The sequence below is a fragment of the Paracoccus sp. (in: a-proteobacteria) genome (genome assembly GCF_030538655.1).
GTDB lineage: Bacteria > Pseudomonadota > Alphaproteobacteria > Rhodobacterales > Rhodobacteraceae > Paracoccus.
Genome location: NZ_JAUNTO010000016.1, coordinates 31347 through 44586, shown reverse-complemented (window position 1 = coordinate 44586; position 13240 = coordinate 31347). Strand labels below are relative to the sequence as shown.

Here is a 13240-nt window from a genome sequence, read left to right as displayed (position 1 = left end):
AAGCGCGCCGTATAGAGGCGCGGGGGGGTAAATGCAAGCGGTTATTGCGCGGGTTGCGGGGCGGCATCGCCCGTCACCCGGTGCCATGCCTCGGCAATACCATCAGTGCTGATCCGGGTCGGGCCATCCAGGAACGTCACCGCCAGAATGGCGGCAAGGCCCAGCACCAGCAAAATCGCCGCCGCACGGGGCGGCCGGGTCTGGGCCAGTTGCACGATGGCAAAGATCACCGACAGCAGGCACAGGGCAATGCCGCCAAGAAGCAGAAGGTCGGTCATATAGGTCACGCGATAGATTGAAACGTTCACCGCCACTTAGTCAGGGTCGGTCCGATAGATCAAGCGTTCGTCGCAAGGCGCGATGCGCAGGATGTTCGTCGTGCCCGGCACGTTAAAGGGCACCCCGGCCACCACGACGATATGATCATCGTCATCGGCAAAGCCCTGATCGCGGGCAACGCGGGCCGCATTCACCACCGCCTGTTTAAAACGGACCAGTTCCGGCGTCTTGAAGCAATGGCACCCCCAGGACAGCGACAGCCGCCGCAGCGTGCCCATCAGCGAGGACATGGCGATGATCGGCACACGCGGGCGTTCGCGCGCGGCGATGCGGGCGGTCGCGCCGGATTGCGTAAAGGCACAGATCGCGGCGATGTCGGTGGTTTCGGCAATCTCGCGCGCGGCGGTCACGATCCCGTCGGCAATGCTGTGCAGCTTGGCCTTGCGGCTGGATTCGATGATCTCGCGATAGGTCGGGTCGCTTTCGACGCTGCGCGCCACGCTGTCCATCGTGGTGACGGCCTCGACCGGATACTGGCCTGCCGCGCTTTCGGCGGACAGCATGATGGCGTCGGTGCCCTCATAGATGGCGGTGGCCACGTCGCTGACCTCGGCCCGCGTGGGCATCGGGCTTTCGATCATGGATTCCAGCATCTGCGTGGCGACGATCACCGGCTTGGCCGCCGCGCGGCAATGGCGCACCAGACGTTTCTGAATCGGCGGCACCGAATGCACCGGCAGTTCCACCCCCAGATCGCCGCGCGCCACCATGATGCCATCGGATACGGCCAGAATTTCAGTGAAAGCCTTGACCGCGGCGGGTTTTTCGATCTTGGAGAGAATGGCGGCACGGCCCCGCGCCAGTTGCTTGGCCTCCTCGACATCCTCGGGGCGCTGGACAAAGGACAGCGCCAGCCAGTCCACCCCCAGTTCGCAGGCGAATTCCAGATCGTCACGATCCTTGTCGGACAGGGCGGCCAGCGGCAGCACCACATCGGGCACGTTCACGCCCTTGCGGTCGGAAATCGTGCCGCCCACCGTCACGGTGCAATTGGCAAAATCCGGGCCGCAGTCATCGACGCGCAAACGGATCTTGCCGTCATTGACCAGCAGTTCCGATCCAGGTTGCAGGGCGGCGAAAATCTCGGGGTGAGGCAGTTGCACCCGTTGGGCGTCACCGGGCACGGCATCCAGATCAAAGCGGAAGCTGTCGCCTTCGGCCAGATCATGGGGACCGTGGGCAAAGGGGCCGACGCGCAGTTTCGGGCCTTGCAGGTCGGCCAGGATGGCAATGGGGCGGCCGGTTTCCTCTTCGACGCGGCGGATGGCGGCGTGGCGGGCGCGGTGATCGTCATGGCTGCCGTGGCTCATGTTCAGGCGAAACACATCGGCCCCGGCCTCGGCCAGGGCAAGGATGGTTTCATAGTCGCTGGAGGCCGGGCCAAGCGTGGCGACGATTTTCACATTGCGATGGCGTCTCATCCGTTCCGTCCTTTTGACCGTGTTTGCGCTATCTATGCCGGATTCAACTTGTGGTGGCAACTGGTGTTACGCGCCTCGATGGCCTAAATCCTGCGGGTCAATTACGGCGGAATCATGACGGACGAAGCATTCTGGATCACCGGGGCCGACCGCCCCTCGCGCTGGCTGGTGACATGCGATCATGCGACGAATCATGTGCCCGGCTGGGTTGGGGGCGGCGATCTGGGCATCGCAGCCGAAGATATGGCCCGCCATATCGCCTATGACGTGGGCGCGGCTGGCGTGGCGGCGCATCTGGCCGGGTTGCTGGACGCCCCGGCGATCTTTTCCAATTTTTCGCGGCTGGTGATCGACCCGAATCGCGGCGAGGACGACCCGACCCTGCTGATGCGGCTGTATGACGGCACGGTGATCCCCGCCAACAAACACGCCACACCGGATGACAAACTGCAACGGCTTGAACGGCTGCATCGCCCCTATCACGCGGCGTTGGGGGCACTGGCGGCGCGGCACCCGGATCGCTGCATCTGCGCGGTGCATTCGTTCACCCCGCGCCTGAAGGGCCGCGCGCCCCGGCCTTGGCAGGTGGGGGTGCTGTATTCGCATGACGACGAACGGCTTGGCCCGCCGCTGATTGCCGCCTGCCGGGAACAGGGATGGATCACCGGCGACAACGAACCCTACGCCGGGCATCTGGACGGCGATTCCATCGACCGCCACGCGCTGAAACCGGGGCGCCCGAATGTTCTGATCGAATTGCGCAACGATCTGATCCGCGACGAGGCAGGCCAGCGCGAGTGGGCGGCGCGGCTGGCCCCGGTGCTGACGCAGGTTCTGGTGCAGGCAGAGGTCTGATGGGGCTTGTCTCGGTTTATATTTCCATTATTCTGGAAATATGGAATCAATGTCGATGACACCCGAAATGGCCATCGCCGGATTTTCCGCGCTGGCCCAGCCGATGCGCCTTGCCGCGCTGCGCGAACTGGTCGCGGCCCATCCGCATGGCCTTGTCGCAGGCGAACTGGCCGCCCGTCTGGATGCCCTGCCCAACAGCCTGTCCGCAAACCTGTCGGTTCTGGCGCAGGCGGGGCTGGTAACGACGGAACGGCAGGGGCGCAGTATTCGTTACCATGCCCGGCCCGACCATATCGCCGCGCTGGCCGCCTTTTTGCTGCGCGATTGTTGCGGCGGGCGTCCGGGGCTGTGCGGCCCGTCGCTGGACCGGCTTATCACACAAAGCGAGGCTGCGATGACCGAACGTCCTTTCAATGTGCTGTTCCTGTGCACCGCCAATTCGGCCCGCTCGTTGATCGGCGAAGCGATCCTGAATGCCGACCCCTCGGGCCGGTTTCGGGGGTTTTCGGCAGGCTCGCAGCCCGCCGCGGCACCGAACCCGTGCACGATCCAGTTGCTGGAACGGCTGGGTTATCCAACCGCCGGGCTGCGGTCCAAAAGCTGGGATGAATTCGCCGCACCCGATGCACCGCAGATGGATTTCGTGTTCACCGTCTGCGACAGCGCCGCGAACGAAACCTGCCCGATCTGGCCCGGCCATCCGATCAGCGCGCATTGGTCGATCCCCGATCCCGGCGCCGCAACCGGCACCGAGGCCGAAATCGCCCATGCCTTTAACCGCGCGCACCGCCTGTTGGCCACGCGCATCGGCCTGCTGGCCGCCCTGCCCGTCGAAACGCTTGGCCGCAATTCCTTGCAAAGCGAAGTCGAAAACATCGGAAACACCCCGGAATGAGCCGTTTCGAACGTTACCTGACGATCTGGGTCGGGCTGGCGATCCTTGCCGGTCTGACCCTTGGCGTCGTCATGCCCGGCCTGTTCGCCGCCATCGCCGCAGCCGAGGTGGCCAACATCAATCTGGTCGTCGCCCTGCTGATCTGGGCGATGGTCTATCCGATGATGATCGGCGTCGATCCGGCGGCGCTGCCCGTAGTCGCCCGCCAGCCGCGCGGGCTGCTGATTACGCTGACGGTGAACTGGCTTATCAAGCCCTTTACCATGGCGCTGCTGGCGGTGCTGTTCTTTGACCATGTGTTTGCGCCATGGATCGCCCCCGCAGACGCGGCGCAATATATCGCCGGGCTGATCCTGCTGGGCGCCGCGCCCTGCACAGCGATGGTGCTGGTCTGGTCACAACTGACGCGCGGAGACGAAACCTATACGCTGGTGCAGGTGTCGGTGAACGATGTCATCATGATTTTCGCCTTTGCGCCCATCGTCGCCTTTTTGCTGGGCGTGACCGATATTTCGGTGCCGTGGCAAACGCTGGTTCTGGCGACGGTGCTGTATATCGTGCTGCCGCTGATCGCGGGGATGGCGACCCGCCGCGCCCTTGGCAGCCCGCAGGCAATCGACGCCTTTACCGCCCGGATCAAGCCGTGGTCGATGATCGGGCTGATTGCGACCGTGACGATCCTGTTCGGCCTGCAAGGCGGCACCATTCTGGATCGCCCCGCCGTCATCGCCATGATCGCGGTGCCGATCCTGATCCAGTCCTATGGCATCTTTGCGCTGGCCTATGCCGCCGCATGGGCGTGGCGCGTGCCGCACAAGATCGCGGCCCCTTGCGCGCTGATCGGCACCTCGAACTTTTTCGAACTGGCGGTGGCGGTGGCGATCAGCCTGTTCGGGCTGAATTCAGGCGCGGCACTGGCCACCGTGGTCGGCGTTCTGGTCGAAGTGCCGGTGATGCTGTCACTGGTGGCGTTTGCGAACCGCACCAAGGCACGGTTCGCCTGATCTGTCAGGGCGTGCTGTTTGCCCCGATGCACACCCTGGGGCGGGTCAGACCGCCGATTTGCGGCTTTCCTCAAGGTAAATGTCGCGCAGGCGAGCCGCCACCGGGCCGGGTTTGCCGTCACCGACCGACGCCCCGTCAACCGACACCACAGGCATCACAAAGGACGACGCGGAGGTATAGAACGCCTCATCCGCCGCCTGAGCCTCGGCAATGGTAAAGTTGCGCTCTTCGATTTTCATCTGCGCCTCGGCTGCAAAGCGCAGGACGGCGGCGCGGGTGATACCGTGCAGAATATCGTTCGACAGCGCGCGGGTGACGATGACGCCATCCTTGACGATATAGGTGTTGTTACTGCTGCCCTCGGTCACGAAACCATCCTCGACGAACCACGCGTCATCGGCACCCGCCGCCTTGGCGGCCATCTTGGCCATCGACGGATACAAAAGCTGCACCGTCTTGATGTCGCGGCGGCTCCACCGCAGGTCGGGCACGGAAATAACGCTGATGCCGACCTTGGCCGCCGGACTGTCGGCCAGTTGCGTCTTGGCCTGCGTGAACAGAACCACGGTCGGCGCGGTGTCGGCGGACGGATAGGCGAAATCGCGGTCGCCGGGGTTGCCGCGCGTGACCTGAAGATAGATCAGCCCTTCGTCGATGCCGTTATCCGCCACCATGCGGCGATGGATCGCCAGCCATTCGTCATCGCTGTGCGGATTGGTCATCTCAAGCTCGGCCAGCGAGCGTTTCAGCCGGGTCAGATGCCCGGCAAAGTCGATCAGCTTGCCGCCCAGCACGCTGGTCACCTCATACACCGCGTCTGCCATCAGAAAACCCCGATCGAAAACCGAAACCCTGGCCTGATCTTCGGGCAGGTAATCGCCGTTCACATAGACGGTGCGGGTCATGTCGCTATCCTCTTGTTGACATGGGGGGTTTCCGCCGAAAGGGATCGCCCGTCAAGGCTTGCCGGGTTTGCCTAAAAATCAAGCAGAAACTGCTGTGCAGGAGCGATCCTGCCCAACGCCGCGCCATGCGACAATATTGTGACTATAAAATTCTTGTGTTTGCGCTATCGCTACCGCCAACGGAAAAGTGATTCGGGAAGGGGTGTCTACGAATCCGCCGTTCATACGGTCTGTCAAATGGGGGAAAGAATGGCAGTCGATCCACGTCTGGCGATGACATTTCGCCAGATCATGTTGATGAATTTCGGCTTTTTCGGGATTCAATATAGTTTTGGCCTGCAACAAACGGCAATCAACCCGGTGTTCAGCTTTCTGAACGCCAACCCGGAACAGCTGCCGCTGCTGAACATGGCGGGGCCGGTGACGGGGCTGATCGTGCAGCCGATCATCGGCGCACTGTCGGACCGCACCTGGATTCCGGGTCTTGGTCGCCGGCGGCCATATTTCCTGATCGGCGCTATCGGTTGTTCGATCTGTCTGTTCTTTTATCCGCATGTCACCGCGCTTTGGATGGCCGTGCTGCTGCTGTGGATGCTGGACATCAGCAACAATACCGCGATGGAACCTTACCGCGCCTTTATCGCCGACAAACTGCCCGCTGGTCAGCACGCCACCGGCTTTTTGATGCAGAGCTTTTTCACAGGGCTTGGGATCACGCTGGCGAACGTCTCGCTGTATGTGTTCCAGAAATATATTGGCGGCGTGACGGAATCGGGCATTCCCTATTGGGTGTTCGGTTCATTCTATGTCGGCGCGATCTGTTCGATTGGCTCGGTGCTGGTTTCGGTGCTGTCCACGCCCGAAAACCCGCCGACCGAAGCCGAACTGGCCGAATTGCGCGCCAAGCCCAAAGGGCTGTTTGCCGCCATTACGGAAATCTTTGACGCCATCCGCGTGATGCCCAACGCATTGTGGCAACTGGCGCTGGTCTATCTGTTCCAGTGGTATGCGATGTTCATCTATTGGCAGTATGTATCGCATTCCATTGCGAAATCTGTCTGGAACGCCACCGTCGCCGACCATGCCCTGTATCAAGAGGCGGTGGGCTGGACCGGGCTGGTCAACGGTTTCTATAACGTCGTCACCTTTTCATCGGCCTTTGGTCTGGTCTGGCTGGCGCATCGCTGGGCACCCAAGATGGTCCATGCCTTTGCCGTCACGCTGGCAGGTGCGGCACTGCTGATCTTCCCGCATATTTCGAACAAATACATGCTGTTCGTGCCGATGATCGGGTTCGGGATCGGCTGGGCCAGCATGATGGGCGTGCCCTATCTGATCGCCGTGACCGAGATCCCCAAGGAACGCTATGGCGTTTACATGGGCATCATCAATATGATGATCGTGATCCCGATGCTGATCGAGACGGTGACATTCGGGTTTATCTACAAAACCTTCCTTGGATCGAACCCCAGCACGGCCATCAGTTTTGCCGGTGTGCTGCTGATCCTTGCGGCACTGGCGACGCTGATGATCCGCACCAAGCCGAACCAACCGGCCAGCAACCTGCCGATACCGGCGGCTGGCGGTCACTGACCGCCCTGCCCTGACTGAAAATTCAGCCGCGCCGGTTTTGCTGGCGCGGCTTTTTGCTGCGGGTGCGAGATGCGCCTTGCATGGGGTGTGGCAATAATCTAGCCATCAGGCAGATTTTCACGCAACTTTCCGAAAGGCCCAAGATGAGCTTTCGCACCCAGCCTCTGCCCGCCGCCCGCCTGAACCGCTGCCAGCTGTTCGGCCCCGGCTCTCGCCCCGCGCTGTTTGAAAAGATGGCGACTTCGGCGGCGGATGTCATCAACCTTGATCTGGAAGATTCCGTTGCGCCCGACGACAAGGAACAGGCGCGCAAGAACGTCATTCAGGCCATCGGTGACGTGGATTGGGGCGACAAAACGCTGTCGGTGCGGATCAACGGGCTGGATACGCCGTTCTGGTATCGCGACGTGGTGGACCTGCTGGAACAGGCCGGGGACCGGCTGGACCAGATCATGATTCCCAAGGCCGGGAACGCCAGCGACATTTATGCCGTCGATGCGCTGGTGACGGCGGTGGAAAAGGCCAAGGGGCGGGCAAAGCCCATTGCGTTTGAGGCGATTATCGAAACCGCCGCCGGCATATGCCATGTCGAAGAAATCGCGGCCGCATCCCCCCGGATGGAGGCGATCAGCCTTGGCGCGGCCGATTTCGCCGCCTCGATGGGCATGGCGACGACCGGCATCGGCGGGACGCAGGAAAACTATTACATGCACCGCGAGGGGGCGAAATACTGGTCCGATCCGTGGCACTGGGCGCAGGCCAAGATCGTGGCCGCCTGCCGCACGCATGGCGTTTTGCCGGTCGATGGTCCGTTCGGCGATTTCAGCGACCCCGAGGGCTTTCGCGCGCAGGCGCTGCGTTCGGCCACGCTGGGGATGGTCGGGAAATGGGCGATCCATCCCAGTCAGGTGGCGCTGGCAAATGAGGTGTTTTCGCCCAGCGACAAGGCCGTGACCGAAGCACATGAGATTCTGGCCGCCATGGCCGAGGCCACCCGCACCGGCGCAGGCGCGACCGTTTACAAGGGGCGGCTGGTGGACATCGCCTCGATCAAACAGGCACAGGTCATCGTCGATCAGGCCAACAAGATCGCCGCCAAAGGATGACACATACGCGCGCTGCGCAGCCTTCTGGGCAGGCGCAGCGCCTCAGCAGTCGATGTAGGACGACACTTCGATCAGGTTCCCGTCCGGGTCGCGGATATAGACCGAACAAAGCCGCCCCAAGGCGCCGCTTTTATCTGTCGGCCCTTCGACAATCTCCACCCCGCAGTCCTGGAAATGCCGCACCACCTCGTCCGGTGTGCTTTGGGTCAGAAAACAGATGTCATCGCTGCCCGGCGCGGGCACCAGCCCGGTAAACCACAGATCCTGACTGAAATCGGCGGGGCGCAGGTTGATCTTGCTTTGCCCGAACATCATGCTGGTTCTGATATGGCCCCCGCTCGCCGGGTTATCGACGCGCTTCATGCCAAGAACGCGCGCATACCATGCCGCTGACGCCTCGACGTTCGTGACGTTGATAACCAGATGATCGACAGCATCGACAGTCAGCATTCGATGTTCCTTGCGTTGGTTTCGGTCTCAAGTCGGGAAAGCTGGCACCGGCAGTCAGCTCCGCCGCACCAGCCGGAAGGCCGCTGACGCGCCCCAGCCCGCGATCACGGCGACCGCCAATGACATCAACCCGTAAAGCAGCGGCTGGTCAAAGGCCATGCGGTAAAGCCAGCGTTCCAGCCCGACCTTTCGCACCTCGATCGGGGCGCGATAGACGTCGATGATCCGGCCATCGCGCAACAGAAAGATGCGGGTGCGGTATTCGCCCTCGATCAGATTGGCAGGCAGCCGCACGTCGGCGCGGAACAGCGTCTGTTCGGCGATGTGAACATCGCCCTCGTCCAGACGATAGATCCCGTCCTGCTGGCGCTGACGGACCAGCGCCTCGGTAAAGGGCACGGTATCCTCGACCTGAACCGGCCCGGCAAAGGCGCGCATCGCCAGCGGCACCGAGATGCGATAGCGGGTGTCGTATTCCGGCAGCAAAATCTGCGACAACGGGGCCGAGGTTGTCACCACATAAAAACTGGGCACCGCACCCACATGCAGCGATTCGGTGTTCAACCAGATGCCCAGCTTGCGCGATTTGCGGCGGATGGTCAGCACCTGCCCCGGCCCCTCGACCGTGACGATCACCTGCAAGGGCGGACCGGGGGGGATCGGGGTTTCACGCTTGACCGCGCCATAGATCAGGATGTCGGACCCGTCAAAGCTGGCGGTGATCGCCACCGCATCGCTGGACAGGCCCGCGACCACCTCTTCCTGCGGGGGGGGCACGCCGGGTTCATCGGCGGGGCGGCCGAAATCGCGATAGGTGGGATAGGTATCATCGGGCTGCTGCGCAGCGGCGGCAACAGGCAGGGCGAACAGCAATGCAGCCAGCACAAACGCCCTCATGTCTGGCCCACCGCAATGGAATACAGATCGTCGGGCCGCAGGAACAGATCCAGCGCCAGCTTGCCGCAGACGGCCAGCACCAGCAGCGCCAGCAGGATACGCAACTGTTCCGCCCGCAGTTTGGCGCCCAGATGCGTGCCAAGCTGCGCGCCGGTCACGCCACCGACAATCAGCAGCACCGCCAGCATGATGTCCACGGTATTATAGCTGACCGCGTGCATCAGCGTGGTAAAGGCGGTGACGAAGGTGATCTGGAACAGCGAGGTGCCGACGACGACCTTGGTCGGCATTCCCAGCAGGTAGATCATCGCCGGAACCATGATAAAGCCGCCGCCCACCCCCATGATCGCGGCCAGCACCCCGACCAGCAGCCCGACCACCAGCGGCGGGATAACGCTGATATACAGGCCCGACGCCCGGAATTTCACCTTCAGCGGCAGGCGATGCACCCAATTATGCTGATGCAGCCGCTTGCGCACGGCGGGTTTGCGGCTGGCAGACAGGGCGCGCAGGCTTTCCTGCAACATCATCACCCCGATCAGGCCCAGAAACACCACATAGCAAAGCTGCACCACCAGATCGACCTGCCCCAGCCGTTGCAGCAGGGTAAAGACCCAGACGCCCAGCCACGACCCGACCATCCCCCCCGCCAGCAAGACCCCGCCCATGCGGAAATCGACCGTCTTGCGCTTCAGATGCGCCAGCACCCCGCTGACCGACGAGGCGACGACCTGATTGGCCCCGGTCGCCACCGCGATGGCGGGGGGGATACCGATAAAGAACAGCAGTGGCGTAATCAGAAAGCCGCCGCCGACGCCGAACAGCCCGCTCATCAATCCGACAATGCCGCCAAGGCCGATCAGCGTGAACGCATTGACCGAAACTTCGGCGATAGGAAGGTAGATCTGCATGGCCTGCCTGTTGTGCCCTTTCCCTATCCTGCCCGTGCTGCGGGGCGGCGTCAAAGGGCTTTGCGCCCGCTGTGCCTTGATGACTACACCATGCACCGTTAATCAGACGTAAAGTGACAGCGAAACGGGGCGGCGATGCGCATTCTCATTACCAATGACGACGGGATCAACGCGCCGGGGCTGGAGGTTCTGGCCGAAATCGCCGCCGAGATCGCCGGGAAGGATGGCGAGGTCTGGACCGTCGCCCCTGCCTTTGAACAATCGGGCGTCGGCCATTGTATCAGCTATTCCCGCCCGACCATGGTGGCGCAGCTTGGCCCGCGCCGCTTTGCCGCCGAGGGCAGCCCGGCCGATTGCGTGATGGCCGCCATTTCGGATGTGATGGCCGATAATCCGCCCGATCTGGTGCTGTCGGGGGTGAACCGGGGCAATAACGCGGGCGAAAACGTCATGTATTCCGGCACCATCGGTGGCGCGATGGAGGCGGCGCTGCAAGATGTGCCCGCCATTGCGCTGTCGCAATATCTTGGCCCCGAAACCGCCGCTCTGGACGATCCGTTTCAGGCCGCACGCCAGCACGGCGCCCGCGTGATCCGCGCCATTCTGGATCACGGCGACTGGAGCAGCGAGGCCGATTTCCCGCTGTTCTATAACGTGAACTTTCCGCCTCTGCCCGCCACGGCCGTGCGCGGCATCCGGGTGACGCCGCAGGGGCGGCGCGGCGGGTCGCGCTTTGCGATGCAGCCTTTTGACGCACCGAACGGGCGGCGGTATCTGTGGATTTCGGGCGGGCCGCAAAATGCCAGTGCTACACCGGGCAGCGATGTGGCGGCCAATCTGGACGGCTATATCGCCGTCACGCCGATGCGTGCCGATCTGACCTGCCGCGATTCGCTGCCCGGTGTGGCGGCGGCCCTGAACGAAGGCTGAGCGATGGAAGATGACGACGCCTCGGAACGCAAGATGCGGTTTTTGTTCCAGCTTCGCTCGCGCGGGGTGACCGATCCGCGTGTTCTGGCCGCGATGGAGCGGATCGACCGGGGCGAGTTCGTGCGCGGCCAGTTCGCCGAACGCGCCTATGACGACATGCCGCTGCCGATTCCCTGCGGGCAGACGATCAGCCAGCCCTCGGTCGTGGGGCTGATGACGCAGGCGCTGGAAACCGGGCCGCGCGACACGGTGTTAGAGGTGGGGACCGGATCAGGCTATCAGGCGGCGGTGCTGTCGGGGCTGGTGCGGCGCGTCTATACGGTGGACCGCCACCGCCGCCTTGTGACCGAGGCGCAGGCGCTGTTCGATCGGCTGGGGCTGACCAATATCACCGCGCAGGTGGCCGACGGATCGCGCGGCTTGCCGGATCAGGCGCCCTTTGACCGCATCCTTGTGACCGCCGCCGCCGAAGACCCTCCGGGGCCGCTGTTGGCACAGCTCAAGATCGGCGGTATCATGGTTGTGCCGGTGGGGCAGTCGGATGCGGTGCAAACGCTGATCCGGGTGCGCCGGGGCGAAGATGGGTTCGACTATGACGAATTGCGTCAGGTGCGGTTCGTCCCGCTGGTCGAGGGGTTGGGTCAGACATGACCCCCGGCCACGACACAGGCGAAAAGGGCAATAAAATGCACAATTCATTCAGGGCTTTGGCTGCGTCAGCCGGGCTGGCGGTTCTGGCGTCCTGCACCGGACAGGGCAGCGGCGGCATGGATATAGACCTGCGCGGGATGATCCCCGGCACGCTGAACACCGCGCCCGCAGCACAAGCAGCGCAGCCGCGCCCGGCCCCGGATGCACAGGGCGTCATCACCTTTCAGAACACCCGCGTCGCCGTGGCGCGGCAGGGCGATACGATCACCGCCATCGCCGCCCGGCTGGGGCTGAACGCGGCGCAACTGGCCAGCTATAACGCCATCGCCGCCAATGTGCCGCTGCACGCCGGGGCCGTGGTCGCCCTGCCCGGTCAGCCCACCGCACGCGCGGGCGGTGGCGGCAACCGGACCGCGGCTGCCCCCACACCCGCGGCGCAGCAAAGCGCGGGGGCGGCGCCTGCCTCTGCCGCGCCACGTCAGCATGTGGTGACGGCGGGCGAAACGGCGTGGTCCATTGCACGGCGCTATTCCGTCAGCGTAGCCGATCTGGCGGCGTGGAACGGCTTGCCCTCGGACATGAGCCTGCGGCCCGGTCAGCGGCTGCTGATCCCGGTTGCCGGTCTGGCCGCCCCCGCCTCTGCCTCTGCCGCACAGGCGGGGGCTGAAACTCGCACCGTCGCCGTGACCGCCCCCGGCACCGGCAGCCCCACGCCCCAGCCTCCGTCCGCGTCGCGCGCCTTGCCGACCGAACGGACGCCCGCCGCAGCAACTCCGGCCCCGCCGCCCGCAGGCCCCGATCTGGGCGCGACCCGCACAGCGGCCAGCACGCGCGGCAGGTTCACGATGCCGGTGAACGGCCCGATCATCCGCCCCTATGCCAAGGGCCGGAACGAAGGCATCGACATCGCCGCCCCCGCAGGCACACGGATCAACGCGGCGGCAAGCGGGCGCGTGGCCGCGATCACCCGCGACACCGAGGGCACGCCCATCGTCGTGGTCCGCCACGAAAACGATATGCTGTCGGTCTATGCCGGGATGGACGATCTGACCGTATCGCGCGGTGATGCTGTCAGCCGGGGGCAGGCTTTGGGGAAATCCACATCAAGCGGCGTGCTGCATTTCGAAATCCGGCGCGGCTTTGACAGCGTTGATCCCGAAGGGATGTTCTGACGCTCCGACTGCCTTGCAGGCGCGGCCTTTGGGAAACCAAGGCTTGCCGCGCCTGCTGTCTGGCGCGATGGTGGTGCATGGTCAGCTACGGCAGGCACCGCGCAAGGCGG

At 63.8% G+C, this 13240-nt stretch carries 14 protein-coding genes; 8 read left to right on the top strand and 6 right to left on the bottom strand.

Annotated elements, in window-relative coordinates; genetic code table 11:
- Positions 1–41 precede the first annotated feature (41 nt).
- Complete coding sequence (locus tag Q4G22_RS11485; RefSeq protein ID WP_303386043.1) at positions 42–278, bottom strand: hypothetical protein; 237 nt, start codon at positions 276–278, stop codon at positions 42–44.
- Between the two features lie 36 nt (positions 279–314).
- Complete coding sequence (gene pyk / locus Q4G22_RS11480; RefSeq protein WP_303386042.1) at positions 315–1760, bottom strand: pyruvate kinase; 1446 nt, start codon at positions 1758–1760, stop codon at positions 315–317.
- Between the two features lie 114 nt (positions 1761–1874).
- On the opposite strand from pyk, the gene Q4G22_RS11475 reads away from it, so the two are divergent.
- The 3 genes from Q4G22_RS11475 to arsB are packed head-to-tail and all read left to right on the top strand — an operon-like array spanning position 1875 to position 4514.
- Entirely contained in the window at positions 1875–2615 is a 741-nt protein-coding gene (locus Q4G22_RS11475) for an N-formylglutamate amidohydrolase (protein WP_303386041.1), read from the top strand.
- A 49-nt stretch (positions 2616–2664) separates the two neighbouring features.
- On the top strand, positions 2665–3510 hold the full coding sequence (locus tag Q4G22_RS11470) for a metalloregulator ArsR/SmtB family transcription factor (RefSeq protein ID WP_303386040.1): 846 nt from the start codon (positions 2665–2667) through the stop codon (positions 3508–3510).
- Positions 3507–4514, top strand: coding sequence for an ACR3 family arsenite efflux transporter (arsB, locus tag Q4G22_RS11465; RefSeq protein WP_303386039.1), 1008 nt, complete (start codon positions 3507–3509; stop codon positions 4512–4514). Before Q4G22_RS11470 ends, arsB begins: the two co-directional genes overlap by 4 nt.
- A 45-nt stretch (positions 4515–4559) precedes the next feature.
- Here the strand turns inward: arsB and Q4G22_RS11460 are convergent, their stop codons facing one another.
- Entirely contained in the window at positions 4560–5420 is an 861-nt protein-coding gene (locus Q4G22_RS11460) for a D-amino-acid transaminase (RefSeq protein WP_303386038.1), read from the bottom strand.
- A 249-nt stretch (positions 5421–5669) separates the two neighbouring features.
- Between Q4G22_RS11460 and Q4G22_RS11455 the strand changes: the two genes are divergently transcribed.
- Positions 5670–7013 (top strand): MFS transporter, encoded by a 1344-nt coding sequence (locus Q4G22_RS11455; protein ID WP_303386037.1) that lies wholly within the window; start codon positions 5670–5672, stop codon positions 7011–7013.
- A gap of 143 nt (positions 7014–7156) precedes the next feature.
- Positions 7157–8119 carry an L-malyl-CoA/beta-methylmalyl-CoA lyase gene (locus tag Q4G22_RS11450; protein ID WP_303386036.1) on the top strand — a complete coding sequence of 321 codons (963 nt, stop codon included), beginning with the start codon at positions 7157–7159 and terminating at the stop codon, positions 8117–8119.
- A gap of 42 nt (positions 8120–8161) precedes the next feature.
- On the opposite strand, the gene Q4G22_RS11445 is transcribed toward Q4G22_RS11450, so the two are convergent.
- From Q4G22_RS11445 to Q4G22_RS11435, 3 genes are read right to left on the bottom strand one after another with little or no spacing between them, the layout of a single operon-like run.
- Complete coding sequence (locus Q4G22_RS11445; RefSeq protein ID WP_303386035.1) at positions 8162–8569, bottom strand: VOC family protein; 408 nt, start codon at positions 8567–8569, stop codon at positions 8162–8164.
- A 54-nt stretch (positions 8570–8623) separates the two neighbouring features.
- Positions 8624–9466, bottom strand: a complete 843-nt coding sequence (locus Q4G22_RS11440) for a TIGR02186 family protein (RefSeq protein ID WP_303386034.1) — start codon at positions 9464–9466, stop codon at positions 8624–8626.
- Entirely contained in the window at positions 9463–10377 is a 915-nt protein-coding gene (locus Q4G22_RS11435; RefSeq protein ID WP_303386033.1) for a sulfite exporter TauE/SafE family protein, read from the bottom strand. The genes Q4G22_RS11440 and Q4G22_RS11435 overlap by 4 nt, the downstream gene beginning before the upstream one ends.
- A gap of 135 nt (positions 10378–10512) precedes the next feature.
- Between Q4G22_RS11435 and surE the strand changes: the two genes are divergently transcribed.
- The 3 genes from surE to Q4G22_RS11420 are packed head-to-tail and all read left to right on the top strand — an operon-like array spanning position 10513 to position 13130.
- Positions 10513–11307, top strand: coding sequence for a 5'/3'-nucleotidase SurE (gene surE, locus Q4G22_RS11430; RefSeq protein ID WP_303386032.1), 795 nt, complete (start codon positions 10513–10515; stop codon positions 11305–11307).
- Positions 11308–11310: 3 nt separating this feature from the next.
- Positions 11311–11958: a protein-L-isoaspartate(D-aspartate) O-methyltransferase gene (locus tag Q4G22_RS11425; protein ID WP_303386031.1), complete on the top strand. Its 648-nt coding sequence runs from the start codon at positions 11311–11313 to the stop codon at positions 11956–11958.
- Between the two features lie 35 nt (positions 11959–11993).
- Positions 11994–13130 carry a LysM peptidoglycan-binding domain-containing protein gene (locus Q4G22_RS11420; protein WP_303386030.1) on the top strand — a complete coding sequence of 379 codons (1137 nt, stop codon included), beginning with the start codon at positions 11994–11996 and terminating at the stop codon, positions 13128–13130.
- Positions 13131–13240 lie beyond the last annotated feature (110 nt).

What these genes read in the sequence shown, in the direction of transcription:
- Q4G22_RS11485 (WP_303386043.1), bottom strand. Translation starts at nt 278, where the DNA reads ATGACCGACCTTCTGCTTCTTGGCGGCATTGCCCTGTGCCTGCTGTCG.
- pyk (WP_303386042.1), bottom strand. Translation starts at nt 1,760, where the DNA reads ATGAGACGCCATCGCAATGTGAAAATCGTCGCCACGCTTGGCCCGGCC.
- Q4G22_RS11475 (WP_303386041.1), top strand. Translation starts at nt 1,875, where the DNA reads ATGACGGACGAAGCATTCTGGATCACCGGGGCCGACCGCCCCTCGCGC.
- Q4G22_RS11470 (WP_303386040.1), top strand. Translation starts at nt 2,665, where the DNA reads ATGTCGATGACACCCGAAATGGCCATCGCCGGATTTTCCGCGCTGGCC.
- arsB (WP_303386039.1), top strand. Translation starts at nt 3,507, where the DNA reads ATGAGCCGTTTCGAACGTTACCTGACGATCTGGGTCGGGCTGGCGATC.
- Q4G22_RS11460 (WP_303386038.1), bottom strand. Translation starts at nt 5,420, where the DNA reads ATGACCCGCACCGTCTATGTGAACGGCGATTACCTGCCCGAAGATCAG.
- Q4G22_RS11455 (WP_303386037.1), top strand. Translation starts at nt 5,670, where the DNA reads ATGGCAGTCGATCCACGTCTGGCGATGACATTTCGCCAGATCATGTTG.
- Q4G22_RS11450 (WP_303386036.1), top strand. Translation starts at nt 7,157, where the DNA reads ATGAGCTTTCGCACCCAGCCTCTGCCCGCCGCCCGCCTGAACCGCTGC.
- Q4G22_RS11445 (WP_303386035.1), bottom strand. Translation starts at nt 8,569, where the DNA reads ATGCTGACTGTCGATGCTGTCGATCATCTGGTTATCAACGTCACGAAC.
- Q4G22_RS11440 (WP_303386034.1), bottom strand. Translation starts at nt 9,466, where the DNA reads ATGAGGGCGTTTGTGCTGGCTGCATTGCTGTTCGCCCTGCCTGTTGCC.
- Q4G22_RS11435 (WP_303386033.1), bottom strand. Translation starts at nt 10,377, where the DNA reads ATGCAGATCTACCTTCCTATCGCCGAAGTTTCGGTCAATGCGTTCACG.
- surE (WP_303386032.1), top strand. Translation starts at nt 10,513, where the DNA reads ATGCGCATTCTCATTACCAATGACGACGGGATCAACGCGCCGGGGCTG.
- Q4G22_RS11425 (WP_303386031.1), top strand. Translation starts at nt 11,311, where the DNA reads ATGGAAGATGACGACGCCTCGGAACGCAAGATGCGGTTTTTGTTCCAG.
- Q4G22_RS11420 (WP_303386030.1), top strand. Translation starts at nt 11,994, where the DNA reads ATGCACAATTCATTCAGGGCTTTGGCTGCGTCAGCCGGGCTGGCGGTT.